Origin of the sequence: Rhizobium brockwellii (assembly GCF_000769405.2) — a bacterium.
GTDB lineage: Bacteria > Pseudomonadota > Alphaproteobacteria > Rhizobiales > Rhizobiaceae > Rhizobium > Rhizobium brockwellii.
The window spans coordinates 409956-434194 of record NZ_CP053441.1; the positions used below are offsets into that span (position 1 = coordinate 409956).

Consider the following 24239-nt stretch of genomic DNA (forward strand, 5'->3'; position numbering starts at 1 on the left):
CAGTCAAGCGACCTTCTGGTGATCCCAGAAATAGACGGTTGCAGGCTCCGGCTCCCAGACGCGGGCGTTCTCGATGCCGGGCAGATTGACGAGCGCCCGATATTCGGAACCGAAGGCGACATACTGGTCCGTTTCGGCCATGACGGCGGGCTTGCAGGCGATAGCATCGCGCACGACGCCGAAGCCGGATTTCGTGCCGACGACGAAGGTGAAGAAGCCGTCGAGGTCATCCACCGCGCCTTCCAGCGCCTGTCCGAGATTCTTGCCCTTGGCCATCTCGGCCGTCAGATAGGCGGCGGCGACCTCGGTATCGTTTTCCGTTTCGAAGGTCATGCCTTCGCGCTTCAGCTCGCGGCGCAGATTGTTGTGGTTGGACAGCGAGCCATTATGCACCAGGCATTGGTCGGAGCCGGTGGAGAAAGGATGGGCGCCGAGCGTCGTGACGGCTGATTCCGTCGCCATGCGGGTATGGCCGATGCCGTGGGTGCCGGCCATTGAATTGACCGCGAAGCGGGAGACGACATCCTTCGGCAGGCCGGTTTCCTTATAGATCTCAATGGCATCGCCGCTGCTCATGATGCGGATGTTCGGACGCAATTCCGAAACGGCTGCCTTGCCCGCATCGAGCAGATCCTTCGCAAGCGTGACGACGGCGTGCGTGCTCTTAACCTGGATGGCGACCGGTGCGCCAACCGCCTGGCCGAGCTCGGCCTCGAGGCCGGCGAAATCCTTCTTCGGATTGGCCGACTGGATGGTGATCTTGGCATTGTTGCCGCTGGCGTCGCCATAGATCGCGATACCGGCGCTGTCCGGCCCTCGATCCGTCATCGTTACCAGCATCGAGGACAGCAGTGCGCCGAGCTCCGGTTCGAGACTTTTATCCTTGAGGAAGAGACCCACAATTCCGCACATGACCAGACCTCCGTTCGTGTTGAGAAAGGACTAGCAGGTCTGTTTGGGGATTTCAACTCGCAAGAAAGATTTTTTCTTTTAAGGCAAGTCAGGCTTTCGAGCTCCGCTGAGGATAGGTGATGATCGAAAGGTACTTGCTCGGGAGTTTCACCAGTTGCTCCGGCCCATGCGGCGCATCGGCATCGAAGAACAGGCTGTCGCCCGGCTCCATCTGGAAAAGCTGGTCGCCATGGCGGTAAACGACCACGCCTTCGAGCATGTAGAGAAATTCCATGCCCTCGTGCTGGAAGGTCGGGAAGGTGTCGGAATCGGCCGTCAATGTGATGAGGTAAGGCTCGACGATGACGCCGCTGGTATTGTTGTCGATATGGCCGAGCAGATTATATTGATGCCCGGCGCGCGTGCCGCGCCGTTCGAGTTCGATGCCCTGCCCCGCCTTGACGAAGACGGCATTGCGCGGTTCCTCGAAACGGCGGAAGAAGGCCGTCAGTGGTACGCCGAGCGCCCGCGACAGCGATTGCAGCGTCGTCAGCGACGGCGAGATGTTGCCGTTCTCGATCTTCGACAGCATGCCGAGTGAAATGCCGGTCGCGGCCGCCAGATCGGTGACCGTGATGCCGAGTTTCTTGCGGTAGGCGCGCACCTCATGGCCTATCGCCATTTCGAGGTTGTTTTCCTTCGGCTCGCGGACGGCGTGCGGATCCTGGGAAAAAGGAGCGCGTCCGCCATGCGCCTGTTCCGGTTGCTCTGCCGCTTCACGCTTGGATTTCATGGGTTTTCCACCGCCGCCTTCTCTTTTGTCTGAAGGCAACCCTATCGTCATAGTGAAAATTCCTCAACCGTGAAGAAAACTATTCCCGCCGCGCCGCGCGCGGAGCGATGCCATAGAGGGCACGAAACATCCGGGAAAAATGGCTCAGACTGGAAAAGCCGGTAGCCACCGCGATTTCCGAGACGGAGAGCGGGCTCTGCTTCAGCAGGCGATGGGCATGCTGCAGCCTGATCCTGCGGTACTGATCAAGGTAGGTGATGCCGAGATGGGCCGAAAAGAGCCGGTCGAGATGGCGGGTGGTGACGCCGGCGATGCGCGCCATGGCGGAACGCTCGAGCGGCATCTCGATCGTCTCCTCCATCCGTTCGAGAACGCTGAGCAGGCCGGGATGATGGACGCCGTAACGCTGCGCCAGCGAGGCGCGCTGGGGTGCAGCGGGTTCGTTGACCTCTGTATGAAGATACCAGTCGCTGACCCGGCGGGCGAAATCCGGCCCCATGCGCTCGGCGATCAGCACATGCATCATGTCGAGCGGTGCGATGCCGCCGCCGCAGGTAATCCTGTTGCCGTCGATCATGAAGCGCGCCTGGCGCGGCGTGAGAGCCGGGAAGGCTTCGAGAAGGGCGGCCGCATGCTCCCAGTGGATGGTGAAGTCGCGGCCGCCGAGCAGTCCGGCGGCGGCCATCAGATAGGGACCGCCCGAGATGCCACCGATCCTCACACCTTCGCGCGACAGCTGCCGCAAGCAGGAAAGCACGCCGGGATACCGCCAGTCGCGGGGCAAGCCGCCGGCGCAGACGAAGGCCGTTCCAAGCCCGGAGCCCCTGACCGGGAGAGGTTCGGCGGGGACGCTTGTGCCCGAGGAGGAGAGCGCCGGCGCGCCATCCGGCGAGAAGATCTGCAGCCGATAGATCTCGCGTCCGGCCAAGAGATTTGCCGCCCGCAGCGGTTCGGTCGCCGAAGCATAGGACATCAGCGCAAATCCCGGGATAAGGATGAAGCCGATTGTCTGGACATTTCTACTATCAAGTGAGGACATGTCTCTTTCTTAGCGATTTATGTCCCTAATGTGCAAGTCCGCCCGCTTCTTTCTGGCATCATGCAGCTGTTCATTTCGGATTGACCCATGCGCTATTCCGCTCTTTCGATTTTCCTGAACGGCCTTCGCGGCAACAAAGGCTGGGCGCCAGCCTGGCGCGATCCGGCGCCGAAGCCGCATTACGACGTCATTATCGTCGGCGGCGGCGGCCATGGCCTTGCCACCGCCTATTATCTTGCCAAGGAATTCGGTGTCACCAATGTCGCCGTTCTGGAAAAGGGCTATCTCGGCTCCGGTAATATCGGCAGGAACACGACAATCATCCGCTCGAACTATCTGCTGCCTGGTAATAATCCCTTCTACGAGCTGTCGATGAAGCTCTGGGAAGGGCTGGAGCAAGACTTCAACTTCAACGCCATGGTCTCGCAGCGCGGCGTGCTCAACCTCTTCCATTCCGACGCGCAGCGCGACGCCTATACGCGCCGCGGCAACGCCATGCGGCTGCACGGCGTCGACGCCGAGCTTCTCGACCGGCAGGCGGTGCGCAAGAAATTGCCGTTCCTCGATTTCGACAATGCCCGTTTCCCCATCATGGGTGGCCTGTTCCAGCCGCGCGGCGGCACCGTGCGCCACGATGCCGTTGCCTGGGGTTATGCGCGCGGCGCCGATCAGCGCGGCGTCGACATCATCACCCAGTGCGAGGTGACCGGCATCCGCCGCGAAAATGGTGAGGTGACCGGCGTCGAGACCAGCAAGGGCTTCATCGGCTGCGGCAAGCTGGCGCTCGCAGCAGCCGGCAACTCCACCGTCGTCGCCGATATGGCCGGCCTTCGCCTGCCGATCGAAAGCCATGTGCTGCAGGCCTTCGTTTCCGAAGGGCTGAAGCCCTTCATCGACACGGTCGTCACCTTCGGCGCCGGGCATTTCTACGCGTCCCAGTCGGACAAGGGCGGCCTCGTCTTCGGCGGTGACATCGATGGCTACAATTCCTATGCCCAGCGCGGCAATCTCGCTTCGGTCGAGCATGTCGCCGAAGCCGGGCTGGCGCTGATCCCGTCGCTGTCGCGCGTGCGTTATCTGCGCTCCTGGGGTGGCGTCATGGATATGAGCATGGACGGCTCGCCGATCATCGACCGCACCCATATCGACAATCTCTATCTCAACACCGGCTGGTGTTACGGCGGCTTCAAGGCCACGCCCGCCTCCGGCTTCTGCTACGCCCATCTGATCGCCCGCGATACGCCGCATCAGACCGCTCGCGCATTCCGGCTCGACCGCTTCGCGCGCGGCTATCCGATCGACGAAAAGGGCGTCGGCGCCCAGCCCAATCTGCACTGAGGACATTTAAGATGGCGAGCTTGATTTCCTGTCCTCATTGCGGCGCCCGACCCAAGGAGGAATTTTCGATTCGCGGCGATGCGGGACTTGCCCGGCCGGCGCCGGATGCCGGTGCGGGGGCCTGGTTCGATTATGTCTATCTGCGCGACAATCCGCGGGGCCGGCACAGCGAATACTGGCACCATTCCTCCGGATGCCGCCGCTGGCTGATAGTCGAACGCGATACCGTCACTCATGTGGTCCACGGCGTCAGGGATGCCGCCCTTTCCAAGCTCGGCGGAGAACCGGCATGACGAGCTTCCGTCTTTCCTCCGGCGGCCGCATCGATCGTGCCACGACGCTCGGCTTTAATTTCGACGGCAGGCCACTCGAAGGCCATCCGGGCGATACGCTTGCCTCGGCGCTGCTTGCCAACGGCGTCCAGCTCGTCGGCCGCAGCTTCAAATATCACCGCCCGCGCGGCATCCTGACGGCGGGGGCTGCCGAACCGAATGCGCTGGTGACGACAGGCAGCGGCGGGCGCACAGAACCAAATACGCGCGCCACGATGATCGAGCTTTACCAGGGGCTGACGGCAAAGAGCCAGAACCGCTGGCCTTCGCTCAGCTTCGATGTCGGAGCGGTCAACGGGCTGCTGTCGCCTTTCCTCAGCGCCGGTTTCTACTACAAGACCTTCATGTGGCCGGCAGCCCTCTGGGAAAAGCTCTACGAGCCGGTGATCCGCAAGGCGGCGGGCCTCGGCAGGGCCTCCTACGAGGCCGATCCCGACACTTACGAGAAATGCTGGGCGCATTGCGATCTGTTGGTGATCGGCGCCGGCCCCGCCGGTCTTGCCGCAGCACTCACCGCCGGCCGCGCCGGTGCGCGCGTCATCCTCGCCGACGAGGGATCCGAACTCGGCGGCAGCCTGCTTTCCGACAGCGGCACCGTCGACGGCAAGCCGGCGGGCGCGCTTCTCGGCGAGCTGCTTGCCGAACTGGCGAGCCTGGAGAACGTGCGCCGTCTGCCGCGCATGACGGTGTTCGGCTGGTACGACGACAATGTCTTCGGTGCGGTCGAACGGGTGCAGAAGCATGTGGCGATGCCCGACCCGGAACGCCCCGTCGAACGGTTGTGGCGCATCGTCGCCCGCCAGGCGATCCTTGCGACCGGCGCCGAAGAGCGGCCGCTCGTCTTCGGCGGCAACGATATTCCCGGTGTGATGATGGCAGGCGCCATGCGCAGCTATCTCAATCGACAAGCGGTCGCGCCCGGCAGAAGCACGGTCATCTTCACCACCAACGATGCCGGATATCGCACCGCCGCCGATCTCGAGGCCGCCGGCCTCGCAGTTGCGGCGATCGTCGACAGCCGCGTGGATGCAGGCGAAAGCTGGCAGGGCCGCGCCGAAGTGCTGAAGGGCGCCAGGCTCATCGATGCGTTTGGCGGCAAGCGCCTGCGCGGCGTCAGCGTCGAAACCGCAACCGGCACCCGTCGGATTGAAGCGGATGCGCTTGCCATGTCGGGCGGCTGGAGCCCGATCATTCATCTTGCCTGCCATCGCGGTGCAAAACCGCAATGGTCGGACGAGGCCTCGGCGTTTCTGGCGCCCGTCCAGCAGGAAGGTCTGGCCGTTGCCGGCTCGGCCGCCGGCCTTGCGCAAACGGCGACCTGCCTCGGGGATGGCGCCGCAAAGGCAGCGGCGGCGCTGAAGGCGATCGGTTTCGCAGCGGCGGAGCCGGCCTTTGCCGCGGCGTCCGAGACGGCTGCACAGGCAAAGCCGCTTTGGTCGATCAAGGGTTCGAAGGGCAAGGCTTTCGTCGATTATCAGAACGACGTGCATCTCAAGGATTTGGGCCTCGCCGTCCGCGAAGGCTACGGCCATGTCGAACTCGCCAAGCGTTACACGACATCAGGCATGGCGACCGACCAGGGCAAGCTTTCCAACATCAACGCCATCGGCATTCTCGCCGAGGCGCGCGGCGTGTCGCCCGCCGAGGTGGGAACGACGACCTTCCGGCCCTTCTATACGCCGGTTTCCTTCGGCGCCTTGACCGGGACATCGCGCGGCAAACATTTCCAGCCGGCCCGCAAATCGCCGCTGCATGGCTGGGCTGAGAAGAACGGCGCGGTCTTCGTCGAAACCGGCCTCTGGTACCGGTCCGCCTGGTTCCCGCGCCCCGGCGAGACGACCTGGCGCGAAAGCGTCGACCGCGAGGTGCTGAACATCCGGAAGAATGCCGGCCTCTGCGACGTCTCGACCTTCGGCAAGATCGAAATATCAGGCAAGGATGCCGCGACCTTCCTCGATCGCATCTATTGCAACGGCTTCGCCAAGCTCGCCGTCGGCAAGGCGCGTTACGGCATCATGCTGCGTGAGGATGGCTTCATTTATGATGACGGCACCACCAGCCGGTTCAGTGACGACCATTTCTTCATGACGACGACGACCGCACTTGCCGCCGGTGTGCTGACCCATCTCGAATTTTGCGCCCAGACGCTCTGGCCGGAACTCGACGTCTGCTTCGCCTCCTCGACCGATCAATGGGCGCAGATGGCCGTCGCCGGGCCGAAGTCGCGTACCATTCTCCAGGAGATCGTCGACGAGGACTTGTCGGATGCGGCCTTCCCCTTCATGAGCGCCCGCAAGGTCTCCCTCTTCGGTGGCCGCCTCGAAGGCCGGCTCTTCCGGATCTCCTTCTCCGGTGAACTCGCCTACGAACTGGCAGTACCGGCCGGCTACGGCGAAGGTGTTGCCGATGCGATCATGTCGGCGGGCGAGAAACATGGCATCTGCGCCTATGGCGCCGAAGCGCTCGGCGTCATGCGCATCGAAAAGGGCCATGTCACCCATGCCGAGATCAACGGCACGGTGACGCCTGGTGATCTCGGTTTCGGCCGCATGGTTTCATCAACCAAGCCGGATTTCATCGGCAAGGCAATGCTTGCCCGCGAAGGACTGCAGGATCCTGAGCGGCCGCGCCTTGTCGGCGTCAAGCCGCTCAATCCGGCAAGCGGCTTCCGCACCGGCTCGCATATTCTTGCCGACGGCGTTGCCGCGACGCTCGAAAACGACCAGGGCTATGTCACATCAAGCGCCTTTTCGCCGGGGCTCGGCCATACGATCGGCCTGGCGCTCGTCAGGCGTGGTCCGGAGCGCATCGGTGAAAAGGTGACGGTCTGGAACGGCCTGCGCAACGAATTCACCGATGCGGTGCTCTGCCATCCCGTCTTCATCGACCCCGAAAACGAGAAGCTCCATGCGTGATCTTCCGCAACACAAACCGGTTCTTGCCGGGGCTGCATATAACGGCATCCCAGGGGCGGACATCCGGCTGGAAGCTTTGCCGGAGGGCCATCTCCTGCATGTGCTCGGCGCAATCGAGCCAACCGCGCTCGCCGCGGAATTGGTGAAAGCAGGCTTTGCGAAAAGTTCGATCCGTAAGGCGGGCTTCCGACAATGGTTCGTCGCCGGCGACGAGCCGCTAGTTCCCGCCAGCCTCGATGCTCTTGTGGCAGCGCTTGCGGGCAAGGCCTTCGTCATGGACCAGAGCCACGGGCGCGTGCGCATCGGCGTTTCCGGCCGTTCTTCGCGGGCGCTGCTCTCAAGGGGGACCGCCGTCGATCTCGATCCTTCCGTCTTCCCGGACGGCCATTCGGCCATGACGATGGTCGGTCATCTCTCGGTGCAGATCGCCCGCACCGGCAATGACAGCTTCGAGCTTACGGTTCTGCGCAGTTTTGCCGAAAGCCTCTGGGACGATCTCGTGCATATGGCGGCGAGCGCTGAAAAGGATAGCGTCTGATAGAGCCGGGTTTCGATCGTTTTTAAGCTGTATGCAGCGCGGCGGCACCGACCCATTCGGGGCGCTCCGCGCCTTGCAATTCTTCGACCGCATCGGCGGCAAAGCTCGGCACGACACCGGTCCACAGCAGTGCGCCATCCGGATTGGAATGACCATCGCCTTCAAGCTTGTAGATGCTTTCGACGATATACTGGCCGTCATTGTTCAGACCCTTGATCTCGGAAATCTCGATCACCCGGCGCCTTCCGGTGCGCTTGAAGCGGGCGATCTGCACGACGACGTCGACCGCCGAGGCGATCTGGGCGCGCAGCGGCCGAAGCGGCATGTCGATATCAGACATCAGCGCCAGCGTTTCCAGCCGGTGCAGGGAGTCATAGGGCGTGTTCGCGTGCACCGTCGAAAGGCTGCCGCTGTGACCTGACGTCATCGCCTGGATCATATCGAGCGCCTCGCCGCCGCGGCACTCACCGACGATGATCCGGTCGGGCCGCATGCGCAGCGACGAGCGGAACAGGTCGCGGATGCTGGCGCCGCCGCGGCCGAAGCGGTCGGGCTTGGTCACTTCGAGATACACCACATGTTCCTTGCGGATCTGCAGTTCGGACGTGTCCTCGATGACGATGATGCGCTCGTGGTCGGCAAAGGCTTCCGACAGCGCGTTCAGCATCGTCGTCTTGCCGGTGCCGGTGCCGCCGGAGATGATGACGTTCTTCTGCAGCCCGACGGCCGCCTGCAGCAGTGACAGCGATTGCTCGGTCAGGCTGCCCTGGGTGACGAGATCGTGGATGCTGCGATGTTCTTTCAGAAAGCGGCGGATGGAGATGCAAAGCCCGGTGCGGGAGGCGGGCGGCTGGATCATCTGCACGCGCGAACCATCCGGCAGACGGGCCTCGACGCTCGGTTCCTCCGGCGTCAACCGCTTGCCTGAGAACTGCGCGATGCTGCGCGCGGCCGATTCCAGGTCTTCACGGCTGGCGAACCGCGTATCGGCGCGTTCGAGCTTGCCTCGCCTTTCGACGAAGATGTCGGATGTGCCGTTGATCAGGATTTCGGACACGCTCGGATCGTCGAGGAGAAAACGGATCGGCCCGAGCAGCTTGTCCAGCGCCCGGGTCAGGACCTGGAAGGTCGCCTGTTCGGCGGCGTCGTCGGAAACGGCCTTCATCAGAGCGGCATCCCGACCAGGACCGTGCTCATGCCGAACAGCGTCGCCATCATCTGAACCGCGGTCGGAAAGAACATCATCAATGGAATGAGGACCAATCCAAGTATTAAGATGCTGCTCATCGTTTCCATCGTTCTCTCTCCGGATCGACTGGCGGGCGATACCCACCATTTGACGAAAGCTTAATCCAGATCATCAAACAACGCCATGGTCGGGCGCCGCGCAGGCAGCGATTCCGACCGCGGTACGCCGTTTCTTCTATCGCTTTGAAAGAATTGGCCAATTATGGAGCAGTAGACGAAGCCTCGTGCGGCCGTCAAAAACTTCATCTACGCCGGTAAAACTGTAGCCTGTTCAAAAGCTTAGTTGAAAAGATCCGGCGTCAACTGCGATTTTGCAGCCGATGCCTCCAAGACAATTGGAACCCTTCGTTTCGTTTGCTTGACGGAGGGCTGGCCTTGGGCGCACTCTTGGGTCTTAATGGTGTTGCTCAACAAACGTTGGCCGCCGGGGAAGAAAAGCTGAAGCAGAAAATATCATTGGAACGAGCAACATACTCGTTCGGATCGATAGCGCATGCTTGGTTCATCTTCACCACGGCTTAGATCCGAAACAAACCTGGGAATGAGGAGTACTCACATGTTTGGTAAACTCAAGACTCTCGCAATTGCACTTCACAAGGACGAGCGCGGCGACATGGCCCAGATCGTCCTGGCCGTCGCCCTGATCGTCATTCCGCTGATGCTGATCCTGCTCGCATTCGGCAAACAGATCGGCGAATGGTTCAACGAAAAGAACACGGCGCTCTCGGATGCCGAGAGAATTCCTGAGCCGGGTCAATAAGCGGGTCGGGATCATGGATACGACCTATGATCTGACCCTGATGCCTGCGGCGGCGGCTCTTGCCGTCGCCTGCACCATGACCGCGGCGGTGCTCGACCATCGCCACGGTCATATCCCGAACGCCGTCACCTATCCTTGCCTGCTTGGCGGGTTCATGTTGGCGGCAGTCAGCGGCGGTCTCGCAGGGATAGGGCTTGCCTTCGCAGGCCTCCTTGCAGCCGGCCTGATCTTTTTCATCGCCTTCGCAGCCGGAAGCTGCGGCGGCGGCGACGTCAAGCTGATGGCGGCGCTCGGCGCCATTCTTGGTCTCTGGCCCGCCATCGACGTCACCCTTGCATCGCTGATGGTCGGCGGCGTGATCGCCGTTTTCTCCATGGCGCGGCGTGTTCAGTGGAACGTGCTGGCCCGAACGGTCGGATTGTTCGCGCTTCTCCTGCCTGCCGGTTTCCGCGATGCCGCTTCCGTGCTGAGGCCGCGCGAAACCCATCATACCGTCCGCTTCGGCGTTGCCGCCGCTCTCGGACTTCTCTGGTGCCTTTTCATGCCCGATTTCACCCCTCTTTCATTCGTGAGGTAACGGCAATGCGCGCGGAACTCGAACGCCCCATCTTCGACGGTGCCTTCTGGAGTTCGATCCTGCACTCACGGACCTTCTGGATCCCTGAGGATCACGGCGCGCTCCTCGGTACCTTTGCGATCGCCATGATGCTGCTTGCCTCGATGCTGCTGCTGCCGCGGCTTTCCGCCCGCCGGCGCCGAATATCGGAGCTTCACGACGATATCTCCGGCAGCACGACGATGATGGATTTCGTGCTCGTGACACCGGTCTTCGTCTTCTTCATGTTCGTGGTCTTCCAGTTCACCATCCTGGCAAAAAACCACCTCTTCACCCACTATGCCGCCTATACGGCGGCCCGCAGCGCCCGCGTCTATTTCTGCCCAGCCCTGCCGATCACCCTTAGAAGCCTAATCGACGTCAAGACCTGCGATGACGACGCTGCAGCCGGCAAGGCCGATCTTGCCGCCCGCCTGGCGCTGATCCCGGCCGCACCCTACGACCAGTTGAAATGCGTCGGTGCCTGCCAGCCGCCGGAAGATGCGCTGAAAAGCCTTGCCGATGCCTCCGGGCTTTCGAAGAACTGGCGCGCGATGCGCAACCAGGCTCGCTACATGTTCGACCCGCAGAACGTCACGGTGACCGTCGACCGCGCCCCGATGGCGCTCTATGCCGCCATCAACCGCTCGCCGCATGTGCCGGTCACCGCCAAGGTGGAAGCGCGCTTCCTGCTGCTCGAATATGCCGGCTGGGTCTTTGCCCGCGGCCAGAGGAAAGACGGCCGCTACTACACGATCTCGACGGCGGAGGTGAACCTGCTATGACACCGACCCTCATCAAGCGCCTGCACCGCGACGAACGCGGTTTCCTGTCACCGATCATTCTCTACATGACGATCGCGCTCGCCCTGATGATCGTCTGGATCCTGAATACGGGACAGATGATCTACGACAAGCAGCGCACGCAGGACACGGCCGATGCCGCAGCACTCGTCCATGCCGACTGGGAAGCCCGCTATCTCAACATCATGGCGATGAACAACGTCGCCTCCTCACAGGCAACCGTCGTCATGGCAACATCGGTCGCCTTCCAGCTGACCACGGCGGAACTGGCCCTGCGCTCGACCGCCATTCTGGCGAAACTTGCCGAATATTCCTTCACCGAAGGCTTCGGGCCGGCCTCGCTGCTGCCGCCGCTTCCCCCGATGCCCTATTGCCCCGGCTGGCAGAAGGTCCCGATCGTCGGTGGCATCATCTACGGCGCTTGCCTGGCTTTCCAAGGATTCCGGGCGACGGAAGCCGGCCTGGCGATTGGATATACGGTGAAAGCACAACTCGATTATGATCCCTGGGGCCTCATCGTGAAGTCCAGCGACATCATCGACGCCATGAACGACCTCAACGACTATCTCGTCGAGAGCTTTCCCCAGCGCGTCGGCAACGAAGCCCTGCATCTGGTGCGCCTGAACAAGTCGGACCACGTCGTCTTCCATCCGCCGTGCGAATCCTGCGGCCAGGCTGGAGAAGGCGCTGGCGGTAACCTGCCGGTCGATCGCGACGGCATCAATCCCGCCTCGGCCTATGCTGAAATGTGCATTGCGATGACCTACGGTACGCAGGGGCAGGACCCGTTTCTCATGCGCGGTGAATTTGCCAACCGCGGCTTCCCCAACGGCAAGGGTCCGTTGACCGCGGGCGGAGTCGACGGCAGCCATATTCGCGACTGGGTGAACCACGAAAGCGGCATCGACGATGCGCTGGTGAATTTTTACATCTTTTATGAAGCCTTCGGCCCGGCTTACCTGAGCAAGGTGCCGTTCAAGGCGATCGTCGAGCAATATGCCGGCGATCTGAGCTGGCTGGAAGAAGCAGCGCTCGACGTCAGCTTCTGGCTCGCGGACAAGGTCTTCGGCGTCGGCTTCGGCGTCACCAATCCCTTCCAGCTGCCGATCGACGTACCGCCGCGTTATTCTGATTCTCAGACAAAGGACGAGAATGATTTCACCCGCAAGTTCGACACGATCTGGGATGGGGTCTGCAGCCCGGCGGGCGCTGCGATTTCGATGGCAGGCGCGCTGCCTGTCGTCTCCTTCCCGAAGCCCTACTGGCTGAAGGGACGCACACCTTTCAACTTCACGCCCTTCGGCGGCGAGCAACTCGACGACTACCAGACGCTGGCGATCGTTTCGCGCGCCCCGCGCGCCAGGCTGCAGATCCGCATCTTCAAGGACAAGACACCGTCCGCCTATGCGCTCGCGCAGAGCTGGGTTCACAATTACACGGCCTTCGACCTCTACACGCAGGACTGGCTGGCATCGCTTGCGCCCGCCACGCTTGCCGACGATATCGGCGAGGTTTCGAACACCATCAAGCAGAGCCCGGCGGCCGACAGTTTTACCGGCCTGACCCGCGTCTTCGACCGAGGAGGAGCCAATGCCTGGGCTGCCGTCAACACACACTGAGCCTATGGGCGGGCCTCCGGGCCGCGGGCTGCTGATGCGGCTGCACCGCGACAGGCGCGGCCTTGCCTCTATCGAATTCGTGCTCGCCGCGCCGGTTATCCTGCTGATCGTGATTTTCGTCATCCACGCCAACAAGATTTCCACCAAAAAGGTAGGAACCATGCTTGCCATGCGCAACGCCGCCTTCGCCGAGGCGAATGGGCTGGACTGCACGTCGGATTTCTCGAACGTCTTCCCCATCCCGGCCTTGCCGGCACTGCCCGGGGGCGACGCCATGAGCTGCTCGCGCACGCCATCGCATGAAGGCGACGGCGACCCTCAGCGCACCTTTGTCTGGGACGACGTACAAAATACCTTGAAGAGCGACGGCCGCGATTTCGGCGACATGGTCGGCGATCTCGCCAATGAGAAGCCGCAGCTAGTCACCGCGACCGCCGACCGGGTCTACAAGTTCAGGGATTCCGACGATCTCGATACGATCAAGAGCCTCCGCTGGAAGGACGCGTTCACGGTCGACGATTCAACGCTGTTTGCCTCGCACAATAACGATACCACGCGCCGAGGCTACGATCCGACGCTGCGCCGGGAAATCCGCGATGTGGCCAGCGATTCCGGCGATCTGTTCGACGGCGTCTTTCCGGGAGCGAAATAAGATGAGACAGGGCGCGCGCATCTCCTTTCGTCTCGTCGGCCACCTCGCCGGCCATCTCACTGGTTTGGCTCTTGTGATCGGGCTTGCCGCCGCCATGGCCACACCTGTTCGCGCCGAAATCTACAAGGATTTCAGAGTGACGCTGAATTCGATGATGGCCGGCATTCTCGGCGCGCCAGAGCGGGCGCCGCGCGATCTCGTCATCAACGGCCAACCGCTTGAATTCACGCCCTACCAGAGCGATCGCAGCATTTCCGATATCACCGACGAATGGCTGCGGGTGCTGGCCGCCAATACAAGGCCGGCCTTGCCCAGGAGCGACAATAAGGAAGAACTGACCGCCGTCATTGCCGCCAACATGCTGATCGTCCCGAAGACGAGCCGCATCCGCGACGATCTCGCCGTGGTGGTGCGCTTCTTCGACGGCGACGGTGAGGCGGCCCTCGACTATCTCCGCCGGCAGGATCCTAAAAATCCTTCGGCAAGAGCACCGATCCCGGGCGTCTCGATCATGATCCGCCGTCCCGCCGATGCGCCGAGGACCGAGGTGCTGATGAGCCGCTTCGAGGATGTTGCCTCGACGCTGCCGGCCTTCGCGGCTCCGGCCGATGTCAGCAAGCTGCCGATGTCGCTGCGTCCGCCGGCCGGTGTCGAGGTGCTGAGCGATATCGGCGATCGCGACGAGGGCCACACGTCGCGCACGGTCGTGTCGAAAGGCACGCTGTCGGCCGTGCGCTGGTCCGATCAGCGTGCCGATCTGCTTGCCCGCGACGGCTTTACCATCGAGACGCCGCCGGCGCAGCGCGGCGGAGTCACCGCGCTTTATGGCCGACGCGGCAGCGTTGAGGCCAATGTTTTGTACACCCGCAGCAAGACCGACGGCCGGACCGTCGAAGTCATTCAAATCAGGCAACCCTTCGTCGAAGGAATAACACCATGAACTGGAAGCTCATCGCGGCCGTCATCGTCGGGCTTATCACCGGCGTTCTCCTCTATTTCTGGACCGAGAGCGTCAAGAACGAGCAGGTGGCCTATGCCTTCATGCGGCTCCAGCCTGACAGGAAGGTCACGCGAGGACAGGCGATCACGCCCGACATGCTCGCCGAACCGGTGATGCTGCCGGAAAGCTTCGGGGCGCTGGCCAAGCTCGCGGTTCCCGCCGCCAGCGCCTATCAGGAATGGCTGAAGGACAGGACGGCTGCGAGCGACATTCCGGCCGGCTCAGTGCTGCTCTTCCAGTATTTCGACGATACCGACGGCGGACGCCTGACGACGATGATCGCGCCCGGCAAGCGGGCGCTGACCCTGCCCGTCAACGCGGCCGCGGCCGTCGGCCATTTCGTCGAGCCGGGCAGCTATGTCGATATCCTCGGCACCGTCGACGAACCGGTCGAACCCGTGGCGCCGGCCGCCGCGGCCCAGCCGGGCGCCCCTGGCCAGCCCGCTGCGGTCCCGGGCCAGGCACCGGCCGCAGCCGGACAGCCGCAGGCTCCAGCCCAGCCGCAGTCGCCGGTCGAGCAGATGCTGAAGAATTATCTCACCCAGTACCCCGGAGCCGACGAGAACGATGTCAACGCCTACCGCAAACAGGCGCAGGATTATAAACTCGGCATCAGCTCGCGCACCCGCGTCGTCACCCGCACCTTCCTGCAGAATGTCAAAGTGCTGGCCGTCGGCGCGGCGACGACGGCGGAGGGCGCGGTCACCAAGGCCAACAGCACCTACAACAATGTGACCGTCGAAGTGACTCCGTCGGAAGCCGAAATGCTGATTTTTGCCATGGGCCAGTCGAACGGCAGCCTGAACCTCGTGCTGCGCAATCCGGCCGACAATACCGTCGAGGATCTGCCGAGCATCAACTGGACGCGCATGTGACCGGCGCGGGGGAATAAGCCATGCTGTTGAAGATTTCCTATGAGGACGGCAGCGGTCGGGAGGTCATCCCGCTCTCGGCGAACGAGACCTATTTCGTCGGCGAAAGCAGCACGCTGACGCTGCCCGCCGGCGCGGGCGTCGTGCGGCTGCGCGGCAGCCACGTCTCCTCGCCGCAATTCGTGCTGCGGAAGTCGGGCCAGGGCTGGTCGGTGCAGCATCACGGACGGAACCCGACGCGCGTCGACGATCAGCCGCTTCGAGCCGGCACGCCGGTTGCGGTCTCGGCCGGCATGTCGATCTGGGTGCCTAATGTCACGATCGAGCTCGTCGAGCCGGCTGCGGCCGCCGAAGTGGTCACGCAATTTCCGGACCAGGAGCGTGTGCTGGCGCTGCAGATGGAAATACATGAGAGATTGCTAAAAGACACACAATATGACCGGCTGGTGAAATCCGCCGATTTCGGCCGCGAGGAGACGCGCGGCCGCATCCGCGAACGCCTCGACATGTTCATCAAGGAGGCGCTCGACGCCGCACCGCAGGATCTCGTCATTCTTGTCATCAAGAACGCCGTCTATCGCTGGCTGGCCAAACGCATTGCCCGCACTGGGCGTCGTGACGGCTCGTCGAATGCCGCAAGCCTGTCGCGCGAAGAGCAGGACAACCGCCGCCTCTTCGACGTCGGCAAGGCACTGATTTCGGCCCTTCAGCTCAAGCTGAACTTTGAATCCACCCGCTCGGACTTTGCCCAGCTCGATACCCGTTTCAGCGCCGCCTTCCAGTCCCGGCAGGCGCTTTTCAACGCCGGCGACCGTTACGAGATCGCCCATATGCACCTGCGCTCCAGCATCGAGGAGCTGATGTATCGCTGGGGGACGATCTCCGAGCTGATGGATCTCGACGTTATCTCGGAAATCATGGTGACGCGCTACGACGAGATCTACGTCGAAAAATTCGGCCTGCTGGAGCGTTACCCCTTCGCCTTCGCCAACGAGCGGCAGCTTATGAAGGTGATCGAGCGCATCGCCGTCGATTCCAACCGCTCGATCAACGAGAGCGAGGCGATGGCCGACTTCCGCATGCCGGATGGCTCGCGCGTCAACGCCGTCATTCCGCCGCTGGCAGTCAAGGGCGCCTGCCTGACCATTCGCAAGTTCGGCGGCAAGTCGCGGCTCGACATCAGCAAGCTGGTGACCGCCGGTGCGCTGAGCGAGCCGATGCGCGCCTTCCTCGAGGCGGCCGTCCGTTCACGAAAGAACATCGTCGTCTCAGGCGGCACCGGCTCCGGCAAGACGACGCTCTTGAACAGCCTGTCGCAGTTCATCCCCGTCGGGGAGCGGGTCGTTGCCGTTGAGGACACATCGGAACTGCAGCTCGACGGCATCCATGTCGTCTATCTGCAATCGCGGCCGAAGACGGCGGAGTCCGAGACCAGCGTCACCATCCGCGACCTCGTGCGCAACGCGCTGCGCATGCGGCCCGACCGCATCATCGTCGGCGAGTGCCGTGGCGCGGAGGCGATCGACATGCTGCAGGCGATGAATACCGGCCATGCCGGCTCGATGACGACGGCGCACGCCAACACGCCGCAGGACATGATGACCCGCCTGGAGGTGATGGTGCTGCAGGGCCAGAGCTCGCTGCCCGTCATGGCGATCCGCCAGCAGATCGTTGCCGCCGTCGAGCTCGTCGTGCAACTGAACCGCCTGGCGAACGGGCGGCGCGCCGTCACCGAGATATCGGAGGTAATCGGCATCGATCCGGATACCGGCCTCATCATCGTCGAGCCGATCTTCAATCTCGTCGGCCGCGCCGGCGGCCAGGCCGTGCATGCCTTCACCGGCTACCTGCCGAGCTTCGTCGCCGAGCTCGTCGAGTTCAACGACGACGGCGAGATCGAAAAACTGGACATGTTCGTCTAGAGCGGTTCAGGTTTTCGCGGAAGCGCAGAACCGCTCTAAGCTTTTGTTTTTACGCAATTCCGGACGGAAAACCGCTTCGCACTTTTCCTGGAATTGCTCTGAGGGGGAAACGATGAATATCAGCATTCTGCAGATTTTTACGGTCGCCCTCGGCGCTGTGACGGCGGGACTGCTCGTATGGGGCGCGCCGGTGCGCTGGCCGGCGCCGCTGCTGCGCGCCACCGAACGTGACATTGCGCTGGCCAGCGAGGCGGCGCAGGTCTTCGGGCGCGATGCCGTTCCGCCCTATACGATGATCCTCGCCTACGGCATCACGGCGATCGTCGTCTTCATCGTGATCTCGCTGATCTTCGGGCCGATCTTCGGCTTCGTCATCGCCATCCCGGTCGCCATCTTCCTCCCCAAGGGCATGATCCGTTACTTTCTCCAGCGCCGCTGGCTGCAGATCGAATCGCAGCTTCCCTATGCCGTCGACCAGATCGTCTCGGCGGTGCGCACCGGCAAGCCGCTCGCCATCGCCGTCAATGCGGTGGCCGATACCGGCCAGATGCCGGCCTCACGCGAGTTCGAGCGTATCGCCCGCGAGCAGAAGCTCGGCATCGGCCTGGTCGAGGCGCTCGACCGCCATGGCCGCAATGTGCCGAGCCTGCACTTCAAGATGGTCGATGCGGCACTCGGTCTCTTTGCCCGCCAGGGCGGCGACATCTCCGAGCCGCTGACGGAAATGTCGAAATCCTTCAAGGAAATCTGGAAGCTCGATCAGAAGATCACCACCTCGTCGTCGCAGGCGCGCATGAACTTTCGCGTCGTCAACGGCGGCGCGCTGTTCATGATGCTGCTGATCTTCTTCGGCCAGCCGGAACTGATCGACAAAGTGTTCGGCAACGCCATCGGCATCGTCATCGCGATCGTCGGCGCCATCCTCTATGCGACCGGTTTCTTCTGGATGCGCTCGATGATGAAGGTGTCGGTCTGATGTCTCAGATACCCCTCGCCCCGATCGCCATCACCTTTGCCGGTATCACCGCTGCGCTGTTCGTCTGGTGGATCGGCGATATGCTCGGCAGCATTCAGGTGGTGCGCCGGTCCGCAGGCGGCGATGGTCCGCCGCCGAATATCGTCGACAGCATCGGCATGCGCACGCCGGTCGAATTCGTGCTGACGCATTTCGAGCCGCTGCTGGCCGATTACGGCGCGCAACTGGAGCAGAAGCTGATCTATGGCGGCCGGCCCTTCGGCGGCGTTACGGGGCGGGAGTATATCGCGCTTCTCGTGGTCTTAAGCCTGTTCGGTTTCATCGTGCTCGGCCTGCTGTTCGGTATCGCCAGCGGCAGCGTGATCGGCGGGCTTGTGGCCGGGCTGATCCTCGGCCTGATCCCCGCGATCTATTTCTGGGTCGTCGCCGACGACAAGGCGCAGGACCGCAAGGAACGCATTTCGCGCGAATTTCCCTATTTCCTCGATCTGGTCGTCATGACGCAGCAGGCGCAGGCGACGCTGCCGGAAAGCCTGAGGCTTTATGCCGAAGCCGCACCCGGCACTGTCATGAGCGAGGAGATCGAACAGACGCTGAAGGACGTGGCGCTCGGCACCGGCATGATCGAGGCGCTGCAGCGCCTGGAGCGCCGCATGACCGCCGAGGAGGTCATCCGCGTCATCCGCGCCGTGATCCAGGGCGAAGTCGAGGGCAGCAACCGCGTCGAGTTGCTGCGCGAACATGCGCGCGACCTGCGCTTCCGCCGCTGGGAAAAGGCCGACAGGGCCAGTGAAAAGCTGAAAGCCAAGATCGTCATGCCGGCGATGATGATCGTCGTATCGATCCTTCTTCTGGTGCTGGCGCCTGCAATTGTCGAGATGATGTCGAGTGGGATGTTCTGATCATGGCCTTTTTTTCCTTCTTTCGCGGAAACAAACCAAGCCTTCTGCAGACCGGTCCCGGCGGCCAGAGCCGCAGCCATGTGCTCGACCGGCCGGAGATGTCGATCGGCAGGGCCGCTAATGCCGATATCGTCGTCGACGATCCATTCCTGGCGCCGATCCATGCGCGCATCGAGCGGCAGAGCGACGGCGGCTTCATCATTCGCCGCATGGGGCTGAACCCGATCATGCTGCGCGGCGAAGCGCTGTTGCAGACGGCGTCGCTGAAAGCCGGCGACAGCTTCCGTCTCGGCAAGGACGTCGAATTCCAATTCGTCGTCAAGGCCGCTGCCAAGGAAGCGCCGAAGAAGGAGGCTTCCAAGGCCGGCGACGACAAGCCGAAGAAGTCGCTGCTCAAGCAGCCGGCCTTTCTGGCCGGCATGGGTGTCGCCTATCTCGCCATCGTCGGCATCATCGGCTACGTGATCCTCTCCGACAGCGGCACCGCGGAGGGTGGCCCGACGGCAGAACGCATCAATGCGGAAGCCGCCCGCATTCCGACATGCATCAAGAATGCCCGGCGCATGCGCCAGGTTTCGGAGGCCAGCTTCAACGGGGCAGTCGGCGGACGTGTCGGCAGGGATGGCGACGCAACCTATGCCGCCCTTTCGCTGGCAGCCGAGCCATCAGACGACGCCGCGCTGGCAAAGGCCGCCGAGCCGATCGTCGAGGCCTACAAGCGCACGGCACTTGCAGCCCTTGCCTCGGAAAACCGCGGCAACAAAACGCTGGCGCAGACCCTCTACCAACAGACCTACGATCTCGTTCCCGACGTCAACTGCTCGGCTGCGCGTTTCGCGCTGCAGCGGCGGGCTGTGGTGAAGCCGCCGGCGCGCCGCTGATCGCCGGACCTGCTACCTGCCCGCCGCGCTTCGACAAGCGTTTTATTGAAATCGACCGGCTAGGCAGTTCGCCTTGCCTTGCCCTCTGGCCACCTCTCGCACAGCTATTCGATATGGCCACTGGATCAAAGCACATGCTCATAGAGTAGTGCTAAGCCATACAGCCCCATGGCGGCTGCCAGGACGGTTCGGGCAGCCCTCGCCCAGATCGTGTCGAGCCGTTGAATGGCGGGGACGGAGAAAACAAGTCCAACCAAGGTAAACCAGGAGAAGGCCATGACGAAAATGATGCAGGTAGCTGCTTCACCCATACCGGTCCTGAAGTCCGGCTGGGCGAGATAGAGGCCCACGAAGAAGGGAACGGACAGGGGATTACTGAGCGCTGTTGCCAGACCCAAGCTGTAGAGCCTGAGGCTCAGGCTATCCGATCCAAGCTGTTGAGGAGGCGCTCCCGCGAGAGGGCGGCGCGCAAGCCGCACGGCCGAATAAAGCAGGATTGAGGACAGAACAACTGAAGCCCACATATCCAGGTCACCCAGCATGTAAAGGGACGTTGCTCCGATCGCAGCGAGATAAGAGGCAATGGCGGCGCCGGAGGCAATCCCGGCGGCCACGCTCAGCAAGCGACCCCAGGACGGCCTTACGGCCACGCGAAGCACAATAAGCAGATTTGGCCCTGGCGCGACCAAAACCAATGCATACGATAGAGCAAGCGAGGCGAGAAGCGGCATAGCCGCCTCACATAAGCATTCCGTGATGGGCTGCCACCGCCAAGACGGGCTCCGCGACGTTCTGGATGTCGATGGTGAAGGACTTGACGGTCGATGCGCCGAGGCTGTCGGTGGCCTGGGCAGTGATTGTCAGGGCGTGATCGGCAATGGTCTCGTAGTCGATCGCCGCCGTTGTCTGCAGCTTGTTACCGACGATCTTGAAATGATCGGCGTCGTCGAGCAGCGACCACTTGATCGTATTGCCCTCGGCGTCGGTGGCTGAAAACAGGCCGGCCGACGAGCCGATCTTGATGTTTTCCTTGATGCTCGTGCGCGAGAGCTTGAGATCGTGCGGGGCGGTGTTGACTGCGGGCTCGGCGACATCCTTGACCGAGATGGCAAAGGTCTTGTCGACCGACACTGTGCCGTCCGAGACCTCGACGGTGATAGCGAAGGAACTCTTCGCCTCGAAATCGAAGGCCTTGGCGGTGACCAGCCTGTCACCTTTCAGCGAGAACTGCCCGTCGGCGTCGTCGATGAGCTTGAATTTCAGCGTGTCGCCGTCGCCGTCGAAGGCCGAAAGCAGGCCGAGCGTCGTCCATTGCGGCGTGTCCTCGGCGACAACCATCTTGGAGAGCTGGATGTTGGTAGGAGCGGTGTTGACCGGAGGCGGCTCGCCGGTTCCGAGATCAATCGTGCGATCTGAGAATTGCGCGAATTCAACATCGAGGCCGTAAGTATCCTTGCCTTCCGCAGTGCTGGTAATGGTGTGAAGATCCGAATTCCATTGGTAATCGGCGTATTTGCCGGCGAAGACGATCGTGTCGGCGCCAGCGCCACCGGAAAAAATGTCGTCGCCGCCGCCGCCCGACATCCGGTCGTCGCCTTTGCCTCCGCTCAGGATATTGGCGAGCCTGTCGCCGATAAGGGTGTCGTTGTAGTCGGAGCCGGTGAGGTTCTCGATCGAGAAATACTTGTCTCCCGCCGCATCTCCCGAGTTGACCGAGGAGTCGGCGAGACTGGCAGTCACGGCCTGCGTCGCATCCGAATAGGAGGCGGTGTCATTGCCGGAAGCGACGGCACCATGGCTTGGCACATCCACCGAGACGTGCAGTTGATAATCATAGGCCCTGTTGTAGTAATTATCGACCACCAGGTAATAGTCGCCGGTATTCTGGACCGTAAACGTCAGGTGGGAATCTTTTACATTCGTCGATCCCGGATCGAGCGGCCCCGTCATATCGTCATTGTAGGCGAGGTCGAGCCCGCGCGAGGCGTAGAGGCGGATGTTCGTGTCCGTGGTCACGCTCGGCGACGTGCTGTCGATGTCGAAGGTAACGGTGGTGCCGGCAAGGAGCCGGAGATGGTAGTAGTCAAAGCCATTCTCACCGGTTGAGGCGTCGACCGTCACATGCGGCAGCGAGGTGGCGTTGGCGATGTTGGCGTTGGCGCCCAGGCTGAAGCGATCCGTCAGATCGAGCGCCTTGTCAGCGGAGGAAAGATCGAGCGTGGCTGATTTGACGACCTCGCCGCTGCCCATGCCGATCGGCGAAACCGGGCCATCCGCCGAGACATGAAGCTGGTGCGCCATTTTGCCGTTGCCGGAATGCGTGATGTAATAATCGCCTGTCGTGGCGACGGTAAAGGTGATGAAGGAGTCGGTCCCGCTGGCCGAGCCGGGATCGAGCTGTCCACCCATCGCCTTGTTGAAGGCGACCAGCGCGTGCGCCGAGTCGTAGAGGCCGACTTGGCTGTAGGTCCCGTAAGGCAGGCCATCGACATCGAGCGTCAGCGTCGTCCCGGCGTTGAGATGCACGCGATAATAGCCTTCGCTGTAGGCTTCTTCGTCGGGCAGGTTGATCGTGACATGCGGGACCGTGGTCGAATCCTGGACATTGGCATCGGCAAAGACGCTGAAGCTGTTGGAGATATCGAGCGCCGTGGCGAAGGACGAGATCGCGTTGCCGACAGGCTTCGTCACCGAGCCGCTGCCGAGGCCAACGCCCGCAGGCTGGTCGTCGCCGTAGAGCACGTCCGCGCCCGCGCCGCCGCGAAGGATGTCGTTGCCGGCCCCGCCCAGCAGTCCGTCATTGCCGGCTCCGCCGTTCAGTGTGTCGTTGCCCTCCTTGCCCGAGAGCGCATCGTTGCCGCCGCCGCCGTTCAATGTGTTGGCAGCGATGTTGCCCAGTATCGTATCGGCTCCGGATCCGCCCTTGGCATTCTCGATCAACGAGCGTGGATCGTTATTGTAGAGCAGCGCGTTGGCGATATTACCCTCGGGCGGGGTGATGATGTTGCTCGCCGAAAGATTGCGAACGGCCAGCTGGCTTTCGGAGAAAGTCGACATCGCACCCGGGGCGAGGTCGATCTTGAGGTCGCTGCTGTAGTTCGACAAATCGTAGGTATCGACGCCGCCGCCATCCCAGACCGTGCCGTAGATCGTGTTTGTCGCCGGCGCGCCCTGGCCGACACCGTTGTGGAATTGCTCGCCGGTGGTCGGGTCCCATGAATAGGTCGTGTCGCCGCCGTTGGTGGTGAAGTTGGGGCCGTAGAGATATTGAAGAGCGGCGATATCCGCCGGCATGAAGCTCTGCTGCGACTGGTCTCCCGCGTAATAGCCGAACGAATGGTCGGCTCCGAAGAAGATGGAATCGTCGGCGCTGTGCCCGCCCTGATCCAGGCCGAGGGTCTGCGCCACGCCCCTCATGATGTCCAGAAAGCCGAAATTGCCCTTTACCGGCTGGCCGAAGAAGAAATTATCCTGGCTGAACCAGGCGTCGCCCGCCTCGGGCGTGTGGCCGGGCGCATTGAACATCGTCGAATCGAAATTCTCGATGGGTGGAGCGTCGCTGTCATAGACGGTCTTCAACTGGCTGAATCGCAAAATGGCGTGGTCGGTCGCCGTTTCGGTCACTTCGGTAAAGTTGAGGCCGGTGTAAGAGGAGACCATGGCAAGGGCGGAGCGGGTCGCGTCCTGCTGAGCGGCGGTGAAGCCGACATGCTGCGCCCACCAGGGCCCAAGTCCGACGCCCGGATATTCGAAGCCGCCAGACGGATAATAGGAACAGGAAGAACCTTGAGCAGGGAAGCTGTAGGTCAGGGTCGCAGACGTCCAACGTGTACCCGAAAGAAGCGGGTCGATATTTGGATTTCCCGAGGGGCTTACGTCTGCGCTATCACCTGTTTCGACTGATGTAAGTGCGGCTTCAATTATGTCAGACATCACAAATCCTTCCAAATCAACGTCTTAGAATTTAACGGTGCATCGAATTCCAGCGCCTAAGCCAAAACAGCGAGATTGTTTGCCGCCGGGACGAAGGTGGCCTTCGATCCGTCCGGCGTGAAGCTGGCGTTCCCGGCACCTGCCGCACCCTGGAGAAGGGTGACTGCTCCGGCTTCGCCGTCAGCGTTCGAGGAGAGAGTGATCGGCGTCGTCATGTCGTACCTTCACCA

The 24239-nt window shown here is 62.4% G+C and carries 22 protein-coding genes; 15 read left to right on the top strand and 7 right to left on the bottom strand.

Going from position 1 to position 24239, the window contains the following annotated elements:
* Positions 1-3: 3 nt before the first annotated feature.
* From RLCC275e_RS30020 to RLCC275e_RS30030, 3 genes are all read right to left on the bottom strand, one after another.
* Complete coding sequence (locus RLCC275e_RS30020; RefSeq protein WP_033183524.1) at positions 4-912, bottom strand: class II glutamine amidotransferase; 909 nt, start codon at positions 910-912, stop codon at positions 4-6.
* Between the two features lie 88 nt (positions 913-1000).
* Positions 1001-1684 carry a helix-turn-helix domain-containing protein gene (locus tag RLCC275e_RS30025; RefSeq protein WP_033183523.1) on the bottom strand — a complete coding sequence of 228 codons (684 nt, stop codon included), beginning with the start codon at positions 1682-1684 and terminating at the stop codon, positions 1001-1003.
* A gap of 79 nt (positions 1685-1763) precedes the next feature.
* Positions 1764-2723, bottom strand: a complete 960-nt coding sequence (locus RLCC275e_RS30030) for a GlxA family transcriptional regulator (protein WP_033183522.1) — start codon at positions 2721-2723, stop codon at positions 1764-1766.
* An 87-nt stretch (positions 2724-2810) separates the two neighbouring features.
* Here RLCC275e_RS30030 and RLCC275e_RS30035 point away from each other — a divergent pair, with 87 nt between their 5' ends.
* From RLCC275e_RS30035 to RLCC275e_RS30050, 4 genes are read left to right on the top strand one after another with little or no spacing between them, the layout of a single operon-like run.
* On the top strand, positions 2811-4061 hold the full coding sequence (locus tag RLCC275e_RS30035) for a sarcosine oxidase subunit beta family protein (protein ID WP_033183521.1): 1251 nt from the start codon (positions 2811-2813) through the stop codon (positions 4059-4061).
* Positions 4062-4072: 11 nt separating this feature from the next.
* Positions 4073-4354: a sarcosine oxidase subunit delta gene (locus RLCC275e_RS30040; RefSeq protein ID WP_033183520.1), complete on the top strand. Its 282-nt coding sequence runs from the start codon at positions 4073-4075 to the stop codon at positions 4352-4354.
* Complete coding sequence (locus RLCC275e_RS30045) at positions 4351-7308, top strand: sarcosine oxidase subunit alpha family protein (protein WP_033183519.1); 2958 nt, start codon at positions 4351-4353, stop codon at positions 7306-7308. Before RLCC275e_RS30040 ends, RLCC275e_RS30045 begins: the two co-directional genes overlap by 4 nt.
* On the top strand, positions 7301-7846 hold the full coding sequence (locus RLCC275e_RS30050) for a sarcosine oxidase subunit gamma (RefSeq protein WP_033183518.1): 546 nt from the start codon (positions 7301-7303) through the stop codon (positions 7844-7846). Before RLCC275e_RS30045 ends, RLCC275e_RS30050 begins: the two co-directional genes overlap by 8 nt.
* 22 nt (positions 7847-7868) lie before the next feature.
* Here the strand turns inward: RLCC275e_RS30050 and RLCC275e_RS30055 are convergent, their stop codons facing one another.
* Positions 7869-9182, bottom strand: coding sequence for a TadA family conjugal transfer-associated ATPase (locus tag RLCC275e_RS30055; protein ID WP_245485088.1), 1314 nt, complete (start codon positions 9180-9182; stop codon positions 7869-7871).
* 468 nt (positions 9183-9650) lie between these two features.
* On the opposite strand from RLCC275e_RS30055, the gene RLCC275e_RS30060 reads away from it, so the two are divergent.
* The 11 genes from RLCC275e_RS30060 (at position 9651) to RLCC275e_RS30110 (ending at position 20076) form a co-directional block, all read left to right on the top strand.
* Entirely contained in the window at positions 9651-9854 is a 204-nt protein-coding gene (locus tag RLCC275e_RS30060) for a hypothetical protein (protein ID WP_003548168.1), read from the top strand.
* A 13-nt stretch (positions 9855-9867) separates the two neighbouring features.
* On the top strand, positions 9868-10431 hold the full coding sequence (locus RLCC275e_RS30065; RefSeq protein WP_033183516.1) for an A24 family peptidase: 564 nt from the start codon (positions 9868-9870) through the stop codon (positions 10429-10431).
* Between the two features lie 5 nt (positions 10432-10436).
* Entirely contained in the window at positions 10437-11234 is a 798-nt protein-coding gene (locus RLCC275e_RS30070; protein ID WP_033183515.1) for a TadE/TadG family type IV pilus assembly protein, read from the top strand.
* On the top strand, positions 11231-12871 hold the full coding sequence (locus tag RLCC275e_RS30075) for a TadE/TadG family type IV pilus assembly protein (protein WP_003553334.1): 1641 nt from the start codon (positions 11231-11233) through the stop codon (positions 12869-12871). The genes RLCC275e_RS30070 and RLCC275e_RS30075 overlap by 4 nt, the downstream gene beginning before the upstream one ends.
* Positions 12843-13523: a TadE/TadG family type IV pilus assembly protein gene (locus RLCC275e_RS30080; RefSeq protein ID WP_033183514.1), complete on the top strand. Its 681-nt coding sequence runs from the start codon at positions 12843-12845 to the stop codon at positions 13521-13523. Before RLCC275e_RS30075 ends, RLCC275e_RS30080 begins: the two co-directional genes overlap by 29 nt.
* Before the next feature lies 1 nt (position 13524).
* Positions 13525-14463 (top strand): hypothetical protein, encoded by a 939-nt coding sequence (locus tag RLCC275e_RS30085; protein WP_033183513.1) that lies wholly within the window; start codon positions 13525-13527, stop codon positions 14461-14463.
* On the top strand, positions 14460-15398 hold the full coding sequence (gene cpaB, locus RLCC275e_RS30090; RefSeq protein WP_003553340.1) for a Flp pilus assembly protein CpaB: 939 nt from the start codon (positions 14460-14462) through the stop codon (positions 15396-15398). The genes RLCC275e_RS30085 and cpaB overlap by 4 nt, the downstream gene beginning before the upstream one ends.
* Before the next feature lie 20 nt (positions 15399-15418).
* A complete protein-coding gene (locus RLCC275e_RS30095; RefSeq protein WP_033183872.1) occupies positions 15419-17317 on the top strand; it encodes a TadA family conjugal transfer-associated ATPase in 1899 nt (632 codons plus the stop codon).
* A gap of 112 nt (positions 17318-17429) precedes the next feature.
* Positions 17430-18293, top strand: coding sequence for a type II secretion system F family protein (locus tag RLCC275e_RS30100; RefSeq protein ID WP_033183871.1), 864 nt, complete (start codon positions 17430-17432; stop codon positions 18291-18293).
* Positions 18293-19195, top strand: a complete 903-nt coding sequence (locus RLCC275e_RS30105) for a type II secretion system F family protein (protein WP_171816986.1) — start codon at positions 18293-18295, stop codon at positions 19193-19195. Before RLCC275e_RS30100 ends, RLCC275e_RS30105 begins: the two co-directional genes overlap by 1 nt.
* A gap of 2 nt (positions 19196-19197) precedes the next feature.
* Complete coding sequence (locus tag RLCC275e_RS30110) at positions 19198-20076, top strand: FHA domain-containing protein (protein ID WP_033183869.1); 879 nt, start codon at positions 19198-19200, stop codon at positions 20074-20076.
* 125 nt (positions 20077-20201) lie between these two features.
* Here the strand turns inward: RLCC275e_RS30110 and RLCC275e_RS30115 are convergent, their stop codons facing one another.
* Genes RLCC275e_RS30115 through RLCC275e_RS30125 form a run of 3 tightly spaced genes read right to left on the bottom strand, consistent with a single transcriptional unit; the run spans position 20202 to position 24224 of the window.
* Positions 20202-20807 (bottom strand): LysE family transporter, encoded by a 606-nt coding sequence (locus RLCC275e_RS30115; RefSeq protein ID WP_033183868.1) that lies wholly within the window; start codon positions 20805-20807, stop codon positions 20202-20204.
* Between the two features lie 7 nt (positions 20808-20814).
* Entirely contained in the window at positions 20815-24009 is a 3195-nt protein-coding gene (locus tag RLCC275e_RS30120; protein ID WP_033183867.1) for a M10 family metallopeptidase C-terminal domain-containing protein, read from the bottom strand.
* Between the two features lie 56 nt (positions 24010-24065).
* Complete coding sequence (locus RLCC275e_RS30125) at positions 24066-24224, bottom strand: hypothetical protein (protein ID WP_165418943.1); 159 nt, start codon at positions 24222-24224, stop codon at positions 24066-24068.
* Positions 24225-24239 lie beyond the last annotated feature (15 nt).